The 13858-nt window shown below is 40.2% G+C and carries 19 protein-coding genes and 1 pseudogene; 12 read left to right on the plus strand and 8 right to left on the minus strand.

Annotated features, from left to right (window positions below; all coding sequences use genetic code 11):
* Positions 1-4 precede the first annotated feature (4 nt).
* From RMY16_RS08595 to RMY16_RS08640, 10 genes are all read left to right on the plus strand, one after another.
* Complete coding sequence (locus RMY16_RS08595; RefSeq protein WP_322667827.1) at positions 5-301, plus strand: hypothetical protein; 297 nt, start codon at positions 5-7, stop codon at positions 299-301.
* 49 nt (positions 302-350) lie between these two features.
* Positions 351-539: a DUF6888 family protein gene (locus RMY16_RS08600; RefSeq protein WP_099099501.1), complete on the plus strand. Its 189-nt coding sequence runs from the start codon at positions 351-353 to the stop codon at positions 537-539.
* The gene (locus RMY16_RS08605) at positions 526-777 is read left to right on the plus strand and encodes a DUF6887 family protein (RefSeq protein WP_322736026.1); all 252 of its coding nucleotides are present in this window, start codon (positions 526-528) and stop codon (positions 775-777) included. Before RMY16_RS08600 ends, RMY16_RS08605 begins: the two co-directional genes overlap by 14 nt.
* A gap of 35 nt (positions 778-812) precedes the next feature.
* On the plus strand, positions 813-1037 hold the full coding sequence (locus tag RMY16_RS08610) for a DUF433 domain-containing protein (RefSeq protein WP_322736027.1): 225 nt from the start codon (positions 813-815) through the stop codon (positions 1035-1037).
* On the plus strand, positions 1034-1234 hold the full coding sequence (locus RMY16_RS08615; protein ID WP_322736028.1) for a DUF5615 family PIN-like protein: 201 nt from the start codon (positions 1034-1036) through the stop codon (positions 1232-1234). The genes RMY16_RS08610 and RMY16_RS08615 overlap by 4 nt, the downstream gene beginning before the upstream one ends.
* Before the next feature lie 125 nt (positions 1235-1359).
* Complete coding sequence (locus tag RMY16_RS08620) at positions 1360-1713, plus strand: hypothetical protein (protein WP_322736029.1); 354 nt, start codon at positions 1360-1362, stop codon at positions 1711-1713.
* 238 nt (positions 1714-1951) lie between these two features.
* The gene (locus tag RMY16_RS08625; protein ID WP_322736030.1) at positions 1952-2119 is read left to right on the plus strand and encodes a hypothetical protein; all 168 of its coding nucleotides are present in this window, start codon (positions 1952-1954) and stop codon (positions 2117-2119) included.
* A gap of 47 nt (positions 2120-2166) precedes the next feature.
* Positions 2167-3282, plus strand: coding sequence for a cobalt-precorrin-5B (C(1))-methyltransferase CbiD (gene cbiD, locus RMY16_RS08630; RefSeq protein ID WP_322736031.1), 1116 nt, complete (start codon positions 2167-2169; stop codon positions 3280-3282).
* A 228-nt stretch (positions 3283-3510) separates the two neighbouring features.
* Positions 3511-5133 (plus strand): glutamine-hydrolyzing GMP synthase, encoded by a 1623-nt coding sequence (guaA, locus tag RMY16_RS08635; RefSeq protein WP_322667830.1) that lies wholly within the window; start codon positions 3511-3513, stop codon positions 5131-5133.
* A gap of 735 nt (positions 5134-5868) precedes the next feature.
* A complete protein-coding gene (locus RMY16_RS08640; protein WP_322667831.1) occupies positions 5869-6273 on the plus strand; it encodes a response regulator in 405 nt (134 codons plus the stop codon).
* A gap of 247 nt (positions 6274-6520) precedes the next feature.
* On the opposite strand, the pseudogene RMY16_RS08645 reads toward RMY16_RS08640, so the two are convergent.
* A pseudogene (locus tag RMY16_RS08645) lies at positions 6521-6927 on the minus strand (cation diffusion facilitator family transporter); the annotation flags it as partial.
* A gap of 328 nt (positions 6928-7255) precedes the next feature.
* On the opposite strand from RMY16_RS08645, the gene RMY16_RS08650 reads away from it, so the two are divergent.
* Complete coding sequence (locus tag RMY16_RS08650) at positions 7256-7609, plus strand: hypothetical protein (RefSeq protein ID WP_322736032.1); 354 nt, start codon at positions 7256-7258, stop codon at positions 7607-7609.
* A 524-nt stretch (positions 7610-8133) separates the two neighbouring features.
* Here RMY16_RS08650 and RMY16_RS08655 read toward each other — a convergent pair.
* The 3 genes from RMY16_RS08655 to RMY16_RS08665 form a co-directional block, all read right to left on the minus strand.
* Positions 8134-8370: a DUF4327 family protein gene (locus RMY16_RS08655; protein ID WP_094347157.1), complete on the minus strand. Its 237-nt coding sequence runs from the start codon at positions 8368-8370 to the stop codon at positions 8134-8136.
* Between the two features lie 836 nt (positions 8371-9206).
* Positions 9207-9626: a 30S ribosome-binding factor RbfA gene (gene rbfA / locus RMY16_RS08660; protein ID WP_322667833.1), complete on the minus strand. Its 420-nt coding sequence runs from the start codon at positions 9624-9626 to the stop codon at positions 9207-9209.
* A gap of 119 nt (positions 9627-9745) precedes the next feature.
* On the minus strand, positions 9746-9952 hold the full coding sequence (locus RMY16_RS08665) for a DUF751 family protein (protein ID WP_322673395.1): 207 nt from the start codon (positions 9950-9952) through the stop codon (positions 9746-9748).
* 156 nt (positions 9953-10108) lie between these two features.
* Here RMY16_RS08665 and RMY16_RS08670 point away from each other — a divergent pair, with 156 nt between their 5' ends.
* Positions 10109-11023, plus strand: a complete 915-nt coding sequence (locus RMY16_RS08670; protein WP_322736033.1) for a DNA adenine methylase — start codon at positions 10109-10111, stop codon at positions 11021-11023.
* On the opposite strand, the gene RMY16_RS08675 is transcribed toward RMY16_RS08670, so the two are convergent.
* The 4 genes from RMY16_RS08675 to RMY16_RS08690 form a co-directional block, all read right to left on the minus strand.
* Positions 11020-11508, minus strand: a complete 489-nt coding sequence (locus RMY16_RS08675) for a PD-(D/E)XK nuclease superfamily protein (RefSeq protein WP_322736034.1) — start codon at positions 11506-11508, stop codon at positions 11020-11022. The genes RMY16_RS08670 and RMY16_RS08675 overlap by 4 nt on opposite strands.
* Before the next feature lie 214 nt (positions 11509-11722).
* On the minus strand, positions 11723-12022 hold the full coding sequence (locus RMY16_RS08680) for a type II toxin-antitoxin system RelE/ParE family toxin (protein WP_322736035.1): 300 nt from the start codon (positions 12020-12022) through the stop codon (positions 11723-11725).
* Complete coding sequence (locus RMY16_RS08685) at positions 12015-12236, minus strand: addiction module protein (RefSeq protein ID WP_322736036.1); 222 nt, start codon at positions 12234-12236, stop codon at positions 12015-12017. The genes RMY16_RS08680 and RMY16_RS08685 overlap by 8 nt, the downstream gene beginning before the upstream one ends.
* A 30-nt stretch (positions 12237-12266) precedes the next feature.
* Complete coding sequence (locus tag RMY16_RS08690; protein WP_322736037.1) at positions 12267-13487, minus strand: HetZ-related protein; 1221 nt, start codon at positions 13485-13487, stop codon at positions 12267-12269.
* Positions 13488-13858 lie beyond the last annotated feature (371 nt).

Below are 13858 nucleotides of genomic sequence, written 5' to 3' on the forward strand. Positions count from 1 at the left end.
AACAATGAATTCCATTGGTAAGCGACTGGAACAATACACCGCTAAACGCACTAAAGAAGTCCTAATTGTAACGGTGGAAATTGCTGATGAGCAAGATACAATTGCTATTTTCAAAGGCTTTTCCAGTTCTTTAATGCGTCCAACGGCATTTGATGCAGATGTACCAGTCCTACCAGATGGAGCAAACATCCTCAACATTGATCGAGTAGCCAGTCCTTACAATCCTGAAGCACCCCGTTATATTCAACAAGGAATTTCTTGGGAAGCTATGGAAGCTTTATTATTAGAAGTAGGTGTTTGACTAATTACTAATTCGTAATTCGTTCGTAATTTTAGTGTAATTAAGTAAAATGCCTACTGCTGCTCAAGTAGCAAGTTTGTATCGTATTAGCTATCAACTGACGTATATTATGCTTCAACCCATATACCTCATTTGTGTTGATAATCGGACTCGTAATGTATACATCCTTGCTGGGTATGACGAAGAGATTGAATTCCAAATTTTACCCAACGGAGAGTTGTCTGATGAGCCGAATTAATTACGATTCAATGTCAGATGTTGAATTGAAACAGTATTTTCTCAAGCATCGCGGGGATCAAGCTGCTTTTCAAGCATACTTAGACAGGCTTAATCAGCGTCCGCGTAGGATTGTTGCAAGCCCTGACGATCCCGATTTTGATGAGAAGGTTCAAGCAGCAATTCGCCAAAAGCTAGAATCAGCAAGAAGCAGTAGTCAGCAGGCTAACACTGCGTTAGAGCCGACCGATCAAGAGTGATTTGTGAGAGTTAAAGAAAGGTTATCTACTAATTTATGAATTACCACGACATTATTACGATTGAATCTGGAAAACGCAGTGGTAAACCCTGTATCCAGGGAATGCGAATCACTGTTTCTGATATTTTGGAGTGTCTTGCTGGTGGAATGACTGAAGCAGAAATCCTAGAAGATTTTTCTGAATTAACTTCTGAAGATATCAAAGCGTGTCTAGCTTTTGCTGCCGATCGGGAGAAGAAGTTATTTGTGGTATCCCTGTGAAACTGCTTCTCGACGAAAATTTGTCTGATCGAATTATTTCACGAATTATAGATTTGTATCCTGATTCAGTACACGTTAAAACTTTAGGGTTAATCAACACAGACGATGTGCTTATCTGGGAGTACGCAAGAGCCAAAGGTTATCTGCGGCGGCTCAACGATGCCGTTGTGCGGCTTCGTCTTTTAGTGATGCCATAACCATTTATGTAAATTCATTAATGAAAATAAACTCAATTAGTGATATAAAAATATGCAGTCATCTATATACTTTTCCTGACGATAAAACTAAACAGGAAACGTATTATCTAATTTTTGAAATTCTTGTGAATGGTCAGAGGCTAACTGACTTTACATACTACGCAGTGGACTTAAAGGAGTTAATTCAATCTATCGATCGGGACGGTCAATTTTATATCATCACATGTTGGTGTGGCGTTCCAGAGTGTGCTGGTGTCAACAAAGGCGTAGACGTACTTCATAATCAAGACTTGATTCGTTGGACTGTTACTCAACCAGCACCATCACGAACGTTGACATTTGAGCAAAAAATGTATGAAAATGCAATTCGTACAGCCGTCAAGCAAGGTAAGAAACTCATTGCACAAGCAAAGTACAGCAGTAATCAAAACCTTGAAGTTGTTCCAATGCAGAATGAGGGATTGATTGCACTGGAATAACGCTTGTGCTTAAGCAAAGAAGTTTGGACTAGAAAATTGCTTCGCAGCTTATTTCCCAAAGCCAGAAGCAATGATTGACGATCGACCATTTCCGGCTTGGCGAAGCTTACGCCATGTGTATCCATTGCAGGCTAAGAGTTTGCTCAGTGAGTAAGACTGTGGACGACTGTGATAGAGCGATCGCCCAGTTTGATAAGATGGTTGGCATCGTTGGAGAAGTTTATAAGTCTTTTACGCTATGACAACCAAAAAATATGTTTACTGGCAAGATGAGGAGATGTGGCTTGGCTATTTGGAGGAGTATCCAGACTATTGGACTCAGGCAGAAACCGAAAACGAATTGAAGGAGAACTTAACTGATATTTATAAAGAATTAACGAGTGAGACAATCCCCAATGTCCTCTGAAACTGTCTTTATTTTTGAAGAATTATTTTGACTTTTAAATTTAAAAAATGTCCCGTACTGGATACACACTTCCCGTCTTTGCCTGTGCTGCTGCTATTGCAGCTTTACACTGGTTACACGATCGCAAACCCCTAACTTTAGCATCTATAGATTTGATTGAACCCGCTCAAATTGCTGAAATCCCCATTGAACAGGTAGCAGGATTATCTGAGAATACCGCTTTAGCAATAACTCGCAGCGATCCCGGTGATAATCTCGATTTGACTAAAGATACACCGATTTGGGCATTGGTGGAATGGCGAGAACAGGGTGATGATGCAGTAACTATTAAAGGTGGAGAAGGGATTGGTAGGCAATTAAACGCTGATGACAAACCAGCTATTTATGCTTATGCTCAAAGGCTGTTGCAAGAGAATTTGCAACGGATACTAGCACCGGGGGAAAAAATCACGGTGACGATTATTCTACCTGAAGGGCGATCGCTTGCTGTTCGCACTTCAAATTCTGGCTTTGGTGTGGTTGAAGGACTTTCTCTTTTAGGTACAACTGGCATTTCTCAACCTTTAAGTACACCAGATCAGCTTGCAGTTTTTCGGGCAGAATTACAAAATAAAGCCAGTCGTTTTGACAGCTTAGTATTCTGTATTGGGGAAAATGGCCTAGATTTGGCGCGTAAACTAGGGATTAATCCCGATCAATTGGTCAAAACTGCTAACTGGCTGGGCCCAATGTTAGTAGAAGCTGATGTACTAGGTGTAAAAGAAATCTTATTATTTGGCTATCACGGTAAGCTGATGAAGCTGGCTGGCGGGATTTTTCACACTCACCACTACTTAGCTGATGGACGGCGGGAAATTTTGGCAGCACACTGTGCGATCGCAGGTTTAAAATCACCAGATATCCAAGCTGTGTTTAATAGTGCTACTGCTGAAGCAGCACTAACATACTTAAAATCCCTAGATGCTGCAACTGGTAGTGATTGGGTAAATAAAGTTTACAGTGCGATCGCCGAAACTATCGATGTTCGTTCCCAAGAATACATTCAAAGTCATAGCGAAAGCGGCACAAAAGCAACAATCTGTGGCTCTATTCTCTTCGATCGCGATCGCAAAATTATCGTGAAGAGTAAAACTGCTGGTCTGTTGATAGGAAAATTATGTTAATTTATTATGAATAATCGTAAACAATCCAAAAAAATAATCCTTTAAGTAACCACTCTAGGGTAGATTTATCGTTTTAATACCATCTCCAACTCCGGGGTTTGACAAATGCACCTAAACTAGCGTTTGTCAAGGCTTTTTATACCATTATCAGCCTATCCAGGCTGGATAATAGCATCACCATAGACCACAAAGCATCTATTTATCCTTAACAGATATAACACTTCCGTCATGAATACAGCGGTGACTCTACCAACAGAACAAGCGCCCCAAACATTGGAAAATTTTGGGCGGCTTGATCGCCAATTAATTGTAATTCTGGATTTTGGCTCTCAATATTCTGAGTTGATTGCGCGTCGCATCCGCGAAACTCAAGTATACTCCGAAGTTTTATCCTATCGCACTAGTTCTGAACATTTGCGCCAACTCAATCCCAAGGGAATCATCCTCTCAGGTGGCCCAAGTTCAGTTTATAGTGATAACGCTCCCCATTGTGACCCAGAAATCTGGAATTTGGGAATACCCATTTTGGGTGTTTGCTATGGGATGCAGTTGATGGTAAACCAACTTGGTGGGGAAGTGGCAAAGGCCGATCGAGGTGAATACGGCAAAGCCTTATTATATATTGATGATCCCACAGATTTGCTTACTAATGTTGAAGATGGCACTACTATGTGGATGAGTCATGGAGACTCAGTTATCCAAATGCCATCAGGGTTTGAATTGCTGGCACATACAGAAAATACTCCCTGTGCTGCTATTGCTGACCACGAAAAGAAACTTTACGGCGTTCAGTTCCATCCAGAGGTGGTGCATTCTGTAGGTGGTATAGCATTAATCCGTAATTTTGTCTACCATATCTGCGATTGCGAACCCACTTGGACAACAGCGGCTTTTGTTGAAGAAGCAATTCGAGAAATTCGCGCCAGAGTTGGTGAAAAGCGGGTGCTGTTGGCGCTGTCTGGGGGAGTAGATTCTTCTACCCTGGCTTTCTTGCTATACAAAGCAATTGGTGAGCAACTGACTTGCGTGTTTATCGACCAAGGGTTTATGCGAAAGTATGAACCAGAGCGATTGGTAAAGCTATTCCAAGAGCAGTTTCACATTCCTGTAGAGTATGTTAACGCTCGCGATCGCTTTTTGGCTAAAGTTGCTGGGATCACTGATCCTGAAGAAAAACGCCGCCGCATCGGACACGAATTTATCAGTGTATTTGAAGAAACATCCAAGCGCCTCGGTCACTTTGACTATCTAGCTCAAGGAACTCTTTATCCAGATGTGATCGAATCTGCTGACACCAATGTAGATCCCCAAAGTGGTGAGCGGGTAGCGGTGAAAATTAAGAGTCATCACAATGTTGGCGGTTTACCCAAAGACCTAAGATTTAAATTGGTCGAACCACTGCGGAAACTATTTAAAGATGAAGTCCGCAAACTTGGGCGTTCCATTGGTTTACCAGAAGAAATTGTTCAACGGCAACCTTTTCCTGGGCCTGGTTTAGCAATTCGGATTCTGGGGGAAGTTACATCTGAGCGGTTAAATATTTTGCGCGATGCTGATTTGATTGTGCGGCAAGAAATTAACCAACGCGGTATGTATCATGACTTCTGGCAAGCATTTGCTGTATTGCTACCAATTCGTAGTGTTGGCGTTATGGGAGATCAACGTACTTACGCTTACCCCATTGTTTTGCGGATTGTTACCAGTGAAGATGGCATGACTGCTGATTGGGCGAGAGTACCTTATGATGTCTTGGAAGTGATTTCTACTCGAATTGTGAATGAGGTGAAAGGGGTGAATAGAGTGGTTTATGACATCACCTCTAAGCCACCTGGAACCATTGAATGGGAGTAATCAAGTTTTGAGTTGACTTAACTAAAGGCTCATTACTCTTTACTACGCTTGAGATTACTTGCATGAGTTTAAATTCACATATCGCAGTTTGCAAGTTGATAGTCAGATATATTACTTCTGGCTCCTAATTCCTGACCTGAGGCGGAGCGTTTTCGGCTTTGCTTCTACTGTATTGAAAAATGATAATGCCGACCTGACTAGTTTTAAAACTCGGCATTGTCTATTTTTTTGACTTTTGGTTTATAAGAGTAAGAATGCCGCAAATTACCGTATTTGCTAAGTTTTAAGTAACCTTATCCCAATTGGCTATGAAGATGCACTTCTTTATTAAAGCAGCTGCCCAGTACGCTAAGTAGAAAAAGTAAAAATTAAGTACAAGCTTACGGAGGATTGGTACTACTATTTTGATTTTTAAATAGCTTCATCAAAATCCAAACCTGTTAGTAATAAAGCAGTCAGTAGCTAGTAAGATTATTTTTGAACTTAAACAAACTATTGGTTAAAGTTAATTTTTAAATGTAAAGTGATTTAAACACTAACATAATTTTATCCAGTCAATAATTATGAATGCCAGTGAATAACTAAGCATCAATTGGATGTTGACTAGACAAATTGAGTTATTTTCTAGGAAAATCGGCACGATCGCAGTAAAATTACCAATGGTATGGTGACAGAGATAAAAACAAGCAGCTGATTGGAAATACATTTCATTCGATCAACGTTAATGGAGATGTTATGGAACCTGCTCTTCCCCTTGCTGGCTTAAACATCCTCGTAGTTGATGATGATGATGATAGCCGTTTTTACATTACTACTGTGTTGGAAGCTGATGGAGCCACCATTATGGCAGTTGCATCGGCGGCGGTAGCATTGAAAGTATTACCTGAGTTGCAACCAGATGTCTTGATTTGTGATATTGCGATGCCTGATGAAGATGGCTACACCTTCATCCGCAAAATCCGGTCACTGAAGCCTGATATTTATGAAAAACTTCCGGCGATCGCTTTAACTGCTTATGGCGATAGCGAGTATCGTAGCCGTGCTCTGGAAGCGGGTTTTCAGACTCATGTGCCTAAACCAGTCGATCCCGGAGAACTAGTTGCGATCGTCGCAGATTTGGTTGCTTCTTATAAGAGTTAATACCAAGATACAGTTATTTGTTGGTCATTATTTGTTATTTTCTTGAGTATATTTTTAAACGAAGAAATCAAGGTTATGGAACACTACTTTTGGTAAAGTATTGGCTTGGAAAAAAATGTTGCCAATCAGACAATATACTTAGGTTCAGCCTTGATCCCCCCTAACTGCCCTTTTAATGAAGGAATTAAAGCAAGCCTTTTTAAGGGGAACCCGCATAGTATAAGACGTGATTTAGAATTAGCTAAGACTACATTGCTCCAGTTTCAAAGCTAATTTCCTCAGACTTATACGCTGGTGGCTCGACTGAATTAAAATTCTCACTGGACGAAATCGTTCTTCTAATCGGCTTTCTACTTCTTCGGTGATGTGGTGGGCAATTTCTACGTCTGATGCATCCACTATTAAATGCATTTCAATGAACACTTGACGACCAAGAAGACCGCGAGAAGCGATCGCGTGACAGTTAATTACACCTGGAACAGAAGTTGCGATCGGGTGTATTGCTTCTGGTGCGATCGCCATTTGATCTACAAGCTAAGGCAAATTCTCTTTTAAAACTGACCAGCCACTCCAAAATACCAACAAGGCGACAGGAAAAGCTAACACCAAATCCATCCATTGATAACCTAGCCAAACTCCTATCAAGCCGCCGATATGGTTTCCTATCTTGCCAGTGCGGAAGCTGGCTTCATTACTGGTGCGAGTCTGAAAATTGATGGCGGCTTCGCAGCCTGATTCGGCGGTAACAGAACGACCCGATAATACTGTGATTGCAAATTGATGACAACCTGCTACGTATTAAGCACTGAAGTGCTTACTACAAACTTATTTACCCAGCAAAAATACTTGTCTTGACAGACTAACGAATTACGCCAAGCTGTACTAATGGTCTTTGAAGAAGACATGGGGAACTCTCAAAGTGGGATTCAGACCCCTTCTTCCGGTAATATAAGTACTTATCAAGAAGTTTTAATAAAAAAATATGTCTTCAATTCCTCTAACATTGAATTTAATTGAAGGTTCAGTCTCCTTCAGTTTTTCACCCCAAGCAGCACGAGAATTAAAGACAGCGACGGATCAACTGATGGAACGCCTAAAAGCGATCGCCGCTAAACCCACTCCTGGCGGTGGTAGAGTCGCTCCCCAGCCTCCTTTGGAATATCGTTATACGGGTGAAGTATTTTTAGAAGTTTTTTGTAATCCTAATATCTGGCCAACACCCTTCGCAGCCAAAGTTTTGCTGACTGTCCGCAACGCCAACATCCGCTTGACTACTGAGGCTGAACTTACTCGCATCATTGAAGACATTAATCAATATTTAGAGCAAGTAGGATAATAGTTCATCCAATTTTTCTGTGCTTTTCGAGATTTTTTCAGAAAAAATACTATAAAAATTTTGGATTTTGTGAAAGTTGAGCCAGTTGCTGGCGGAGTTTCCCTTTGTTGTTGCAACTGGTGTCGGTTAGCCCGACTTAGCAAACTTTTCTAGACGGATTTTGACTTTGAACAGCAAGCAGGTTATCACTTATTTGAGGGAAGCGATGCCATAAATTGGGAGTCAAGAGTGAAGTTCCTACACTTCTATCAGATCGATGTAGGAACTTCGCAGAATCTACATACTAAACTCAAGCCGTGACACCAGATGTACAGAACAAATGGTTTTTACGCCTTCTTTAACTTGAAAAGTTGTATAAATTCAGACTCAAATGCTTCTGTATTAATCAAAAACGCAAGATTCTGTATAGGGCAATGCTCATCAAAAACCAGAGATTATTCCCCTGATTGAGCGATGAATCGCTAATGATGACATTCACACATCAAAAACAAATCCCCAATCACAAACCCGAAATAAAACATTGATTAGTCGTTATCCCACTGTTCGCGACCAATTAGGTCGCCAATGCGATCGCGTAACAAAAAGTCACATTTTTCTAATTCACATTCAACGCAAACCCACTCTCTCGCTGGAATGTATTGGCAGAGGCTATATATTGGCTGTTGTCGGCTAACCATTCCCTTTTGCACCAGTCGGCGTGCTTCGTCTTGAATCACATCTAGAGAGTAGTAATTGATAGAAGGCACCGTATTCACACTCATGTTTTTTACTCACAAATTAACACTTACGATAGTGTTCCCGTTAATAATTAGGAACAAACATTACAGAAATTAGACTTGTGGCTAGGATTTTGTAGTTTGCTATACGGAACTATTTTTATTTTGACGCTACATCTCCTAATATTATTTCAAGAAATGTTAAGAAAGTCAACGAATCCTGACATTTGGCAAAAATCCGCTTTACAAAAAAAATTCCGAGTAGTTAACTTAACCTGCTTATGTAACTATATGACTTTGATGCCAAAAGTCTGAAAGTCTTACCATTACTGTATTTAGGCAAGATTTGGGGGTGGGAAGAGTTTATATCGAGATCGCTTACATATCAAATAATCACCTTAAAACCTGGATTTATAACTGCGGGTATTCATCTAAGGTAAACAACACAATAATATTTGTCAGTTTCTAAGGTATAAACTGTTGCAAAACATCACGGCTAAAGTATACTACGAAGGCTTTAACCATAGTATCTGTTAACAATTTCTTAAGTAAGCCTAGAATTTCTTAGTTAATTTCAGCACTAACGCCATCCAGTTTTGTTTGGAAAAACATCTGTAAAAGGGTCGAGTAATACTCTAATTCGTAATCAGGACACACATACAGGAGTCAGAATTTCAGAATTAGTGAATATTCCACCCATAAAGGAATGGAGTTTTAGCAAGGAAGAATGTTTAAACCTTGTTTCGCCTACAAGAAGAGAAGTGTCTTGCTGAATTGGGTTATGTTTACATTAAAACAGACGCGATCTAGTCACGTCTGTAAACTGTTTGGCGGATTTGCTGAGATTAATTGTTCTGAAGTTACATTGTTGTTTTAGTTACTTATTCGGAGAATTCCTCATCGTTTTGATCGGTGCTGTCTTCTACTGCTACCAGATTTTCTGGCGGGCGATCGTGGTTAAGTTGGTTTAGTAGTGCTAATACCTTATTACCGCGTTCTATAGAGCGATCTTCGAGGAATATTACCTCTGGTGTACGACGTAGCCGTACCCGCGCCCCCAGTTCGCTGCGGACGTAACCCGTGGCCGACTTTAAACCGGCCATTGTTTCTACCTTAGCTTCATCCGTACCATAGATGCTGACGTAGATTTTGGCGTGTTGGAGATCGCCGGAAACATCAACATCAGTTACACTGACCATTCCAGTACCCACACGGTCATCCTTAATTCCGTTAAGCAGCATTTGGCTAACTTCCCGTTTGATCAGTTCAGCAACGCGGGAAACCCGACGATTTGTAGCCATAAAAATTTCGCCTCATTACAGAGGTTGTACGACAAAAATAGATGCAGAATAGACAGTACTTAGGGGGAGCAACGCCAAAAGCAACCGTCTGTGGGGCACAGCCCCGATATAACGCTAGTCTAGATTGGACTCAAGCCCAGCATTGCCCGTAGGGTGAAAGTAAGGAAAACTAAGCTGCTCACAAATAAACCCAAGATAGCGATCGAGGTGATAGGGCGCTTCAACAATGGCACTAATGGCGCAAAGGTGTTCAGAAACAAGCCTAAGACGATCGTAATTAAGTACCGGGGGTAGCGAAAGACGTTATCCCAAAATCCGTCAAACATCTGAATTTATACTCCTCTATTATAATTCAGGTGGTCTATCTTACCTTTTTTTCATGACTTTATTCTAATACGTGTTGCTTTTCTCGCACCATACTAATATAAAATATAATCTCTCATTAACACCATGTAATTTTCCCTTTGATTAAATTAATAGTAATGCTAACTCAACTCAATGATAAAAGTTGTTATCGTCCGTTCCTCAAATGGGCTGGCGGTAAAAGTAAATTAATTCACAAATATATTAAATATTTGCCCCCAAATATTGATAATGTTAAACGTTACTATGAACCATTTTTAGGCAGTGGGGCTTTATTTTTCTATTTAGTAAATCGATACTCAACAATTAAATCGTCATATTTAACTGATATTAATGAAGAATTAGTTAATACATATCAATGTATTCAAAAAAACCTAGACGATTTAATTTTACTACTACAAGAGCATGAAAAACAACATAATGAATATGCTATTTACTATAAAAAAAATGGCAGTAAAAGTAAAAATAGTAAAGATAAAAATCAATACTACTACAAGGTAAGAGACGAAAGTTACGATAGAGATATTGAAAGAGCCGCTCGTTTAATTTATCTTAATAGAACCTGTTTTAATGGACTTTATAGAGTCAATTCACGAGGTATATTCAATGTACCATTAGGTAGATATGAAAATCCTAAGATTTGTCAAATAGATTTACTGGGTTCAGCATCCCAAGCACTTTCTAGGGCTGAGGTAAAAACAGCAGATTTTAAGGAAGTACTAGATTATGCAAACAGCAGTGATGATTTTGTTTATTTTGATCCACCGTACTACCCTATTAGTAAAACTAGTTATTTTACAGCTTACAGTCGCCACTGTTTTAGTGAGGATGATCAAAAAGATTTGAGAAACATTTGTGCAACGCTAGCAAGCCGAGGTGTCAGAGTTATGGTATCAAACTCTGATTGTAAGCAGATCAAAGACATTTATAGAGAAATTGGTTTTCAAATACACCCAATACAAGCAGCACGAACAATTAACTCTAATATAGAAAATCGAGGAACAATTTCAGAACTTTTAATTACGTCTTATTAGAGATGATTGTTTGACCATGCAATAAATCTATCCAAACTATAAACTGCTAATAAATTTTGATTATGGTCAACTTGTTTTTTAAACCAATCAAGTGCTTTTTGCCTCATACCTTCGCCTCCCATCACTAAAATAGTTGGCGCAGGGTAAGAGGACTGAATATTTAAGTTGAGGTAAGGAAATTTTTCATCAACTGAACCACCACTTTCTTGCCATTTGCACTCGATAATTAATCCAGATGGAAATTTAACTGTGTCAATAACGTAAAAGTCAACATATAGATCGGTTTGATATATTCCAGTTCCAATGTAAACACTTCTGGCATAGCGTTTTGGTAGTACAGTAGAGTTTAATATGTATTCTCTTTGCTGCCGTTTCGGTACATTGGGACTTACTTGATAATATTCATGTGCCCTTAATATTCCTTCTACAGTCGTTTCTAAAACCTGACCAGATTTATTTGCCCGTCCGCCTTGACTCAGAGCCATCCTAAATTCCTCTGGTAAAAGTACCTTTTATTCTAGGATTCCACGGAAGCAGTCACAAATAGTCAGTTGCTTAATATGAATTTTTGATGAAAGTACAAAAAATTGGTAATTTTGTACTAAAAAATACAAATGTATTAATAATTTGGATTAGGAACGAGTTACTAATTCAGGTAATAGTTAAAATAATGGATTTATCTTTAGTCTCAAAGAGGAACTATTGCAAGCGACTACGCCATTTTTCTGGGTCTTGGGAACAGTGAAAAACAGCGTAGATAATAATCTCCTGTTCATTAAACTCGTAAAAGACAACGTATGGAAAACGCCTAATTGTAGCGCGGCGATAAGTTTCATGAACAATCTGGTATGTGCTAGGGTGACGCTGAATTAAATTCAGGCAGGCATCAATACAGCGTAGGAACTCAGCGCCTAACCCTAATTCGTGTCCCTCGTACCAGTCATAAGCTTCAATAATGTCCAGTTCTGCGGCTGTAAGGATAGTTAAGTTTCTAGCCATGTCGTTGAGAGATTCTGGCTTTTACATCTTCCCAACTACTGCCAATGGCTAAATTTTGCAGATATTCGGCTTTGCGATGAGCTAGCTCTTGTTTCTGCCAATCTAAAACTGGGAGCGCTGCTGGTGTAGCGGCAATCTCATCCCATAAGTCTTCCACCAGTTGAAGTTTTTCCGCTCTCGAAAGACTAGAGAGTTCGGTAAATACTGGGTTCATGGTCTTCTCTATATTTTATTCACCTTTATTTTAGCCTGTCTGGGCTTCAGTATGACCGTTGCGGATAGACCATGCGATTTCTAAAAGTTGAGTCCAGCGCTTTTGTAGCTGTTTGGGGGTGCATTTGATGGTTTTGGCGATCGCAACGTCGTTTTCCCGTGCAGTTTTTAACTCTAATATTTGCTGTTGCTGTTCTGTGAGTTGATTTACAAAGATTTCCCACTGCTGCGAAGATAAACCCAGCTTTTGCTCTAAACCTGCACCTAACCATTGATGTACCAATTGCCAATGGTGTTGCTTGGCAAACTTTTCTACGTGGTATTTAAACCGTTGTTGGAGATAATCGCGCTGACGGCTAGTTAAACCGAGAATTTGGTCAATTTCTGGGGCTGAAAGGTCTTGAAGTTTCAAGCTGAGGTAGTTCATACAATCAGATTGACCTTGAGATTCCAGGTATTTCATCAATTCAGCGATGACGCGATCGCGTTCTGATTCTTCAGATGGATCGAAATTAGTTTGGGCGATCATTTGCGATCGCAGCTGTTGCACCGCCGAGTTACGCTGGTAAGATTCTGCTTCTTCACCCTTAGCAGACTCTACCGCCATTTCAATATCCACGGTAGTTTCTTGGGGCTGACGACGAGCAAAACCTTGGGCGCGCAAGATAATCAATTGCTGATTTGCACCACCAGGTAAATTGATCCGGCGTTTGGCATACTGTTCTGTAAAAGCCATATATTCAGCTAATTGCAGCTGAGTACGCGGCGTGTGATTCTCTGGTAGTTCGTTTTCTCTACGGAAAGCTTTGATCGCTTCGATATAAAATGCTTGTAAAAAATCTTCAATTAGGCTGTAACGAGCATCAAAGCCCAACTCCGAACCAGATACAGTTACATGACGGTAAACCATAGCACCCAAATTGCTATGTAATTCCACCCGCCCTTGTTTGGAACCTAGTTGGTAGTAACGTAAGCATTTTTGCATCCGATGCCTTCCCAACGTCATCTGCCAGGACTTGATTTCCCCAGATGTTTGAATGCGGGAGCTTTTGTCACAAATGCGTTCTACTTCTACGGCTATGCGCTTTGCTAAAGCTTCTACACACTTGGGTGTTGCTTTCACTTGCGCTTGCATTTCCTCAGACAGCAATTGAATCAAGCGATCGCTGCTGCTATTTGAAAATTCTTTAGTCGAAACGTGGTTCTCAAAAATTGGTGTAGAGTTTGGTAGATTGACGACGTTAGCTTTCATGACTTTTCCAGTAGTATTGCACCGTAATTACAACGCAGACACAGCAATCAAGACCGTCCAAGGCTTGTGAATTAGGCATTCATCCATCAAGACTTGCCGTATATAATGCTCACATCTAAAGCTCATATATCAAAACTATAGGAAATACGAAAGAGTTACAGTTATGGCAATGTGTCGGTTTTCTTCACAAGCCACCATCTCAACACTGGCACACGAGTACCCGCCATTTTCTGAAAGTTGTCAAATACCTTACTATGCCAAGTTTTGCCCCCATCCTCTTATATCCACTGCCTCACGGAACAGCCCATCCTAGACATCGCTTTTAAATATGACAATTTTAAAACTGGAGTTGTTTTTATCACAATTTCCGA

Origin of the sequence: Nostoc sp. DedQUE12b (assembly GCF_034530835.1) — a bacterium.
GTDB lineage: Bacteria > Cyanobacteriota > Cyanobacteriia > Cyanobacteriales > Nostocaceae > Nostoc.

Excerpts from the sequence above, each read along its gene's own strand:
- RMY16_RS08670 (WP_322736033.1), top strand. The coding sequence starts at position 10,109 with ATGCTAACTCAACTCAATGATAAAAGTTGTTATCGTCCGTTCCTCAAA.
- RMY16_RS08690 (WP_322736037.1), bottom strand. The coding sequence starts at position 13,487 with ATGAAAGCTAACGTCGTCAATCTACCAAACTCTACACCAATTTTTGAG.
- RMY16_RS08605 (WP_322736026.1), top strand. The coding sequence starts at position 526 with ATGAGCCGAATTAATTACGATTCAATGTCAGATGTTGAATTGAAACAG.
- RMY16_RS08685 (WP_322736036.1), bottom strand. The coding sequence starts at position 12,236 with ATGAACCCAGTATTTACCGAACTCTCTAGTCTTTCGAGAGCGGAAAAA.
- RMY16_RS08675 (WP_322736034.1), bottom strand. The coding sequence starts at position 11,508 with ATGGCTCTGAGTCAAGGCGGACGGGCAAATAAATCTGGTCAGGTTTTA.
- RMY16_RS08640 (WP_322667831.1), top strand. The coding sequence starts at position 5,869 with ATGGAACCTGCTCTTCCCCTTGCTGGCTTAAACATCCTCGTAGTTGAT.
- RMY16_RS08655 (WP_094347157.1), bottom strand. The coding sequence starts at position 8,370 with ATGAGTGTGAATACGGTGCCTTCTATCAATTACTACTCTCTAGATGTG.
- cbiD (WP_322736031.1), top strand. The coding sequence starts at position 2,167 with ATGTCCCGTACTGGATACACACTTCCCGTCTTTGCCTGTGCTGCTGCT.
- RMY16_RS08600 (WP_099099501.1), top strand. The coding sequence starts at position 351 with ATGCCTACTGCTGCTCAAGTAGCAAGTTTGTATCGTATTAGCTATCAA.
- rbfA (WP_322667833.1), bottom strand. The coding sequence starts at position 9,626 with ATGGCTACAAATCGTCGGGTTTCCCGCGTTGCTGAACTGATCAAACGG.
- RMY16_RS08610 (WP_322736027.1), top strand. The coding sequence starts at position 813 with ATGAATTACCACGACATTATTACGATTGAATCTGGAAAACGCAGTGGT.
- RMY16_RS08595 (WP_322667827.1), top strand. The coding sequence starts at position 5 with ATGAATTCCATTGGTAAGCGACTGGAACAATACACCGCTAAACGCACT.
- guaA (WP_322667830.1), top strand. The coding sequence starts at position 3,511 with ATGAATACAGCGGTGACTCTACCAACAGAACAAGCGCCCCAAACATTG.
- RMY16_RS08650 (WP_322736032.1), top strand. The coding sequence starts at position 7,256 with ATGTCTTCAATTCCTCTAACATTGAATTTAATTGAAGGTTCAGTCTCC.
- RMY16_RS08625 (WP_322736030.1), top strand. The coding sequence starts at position 1,952 with ATGACAACCAAAAAATATGTTTACTGGCAAGATGAGGAGATGTGGCTT.
- RMY16_RS08680 (WP_322736035.1), bottom strand. The coding sequence starts at position 12,022 with ATGGCTAGAAACTTAACTATCCTTACAGCCGCAGAACTGGACATTATT.
- RMY16_RS08665 (WP_322673395.1), bottom strand. The coding sequence starts at position 9,952 with ATGTTTGACGGATTTTGGGATAACGTCTTTCGCTACCCCCGGTACTTA.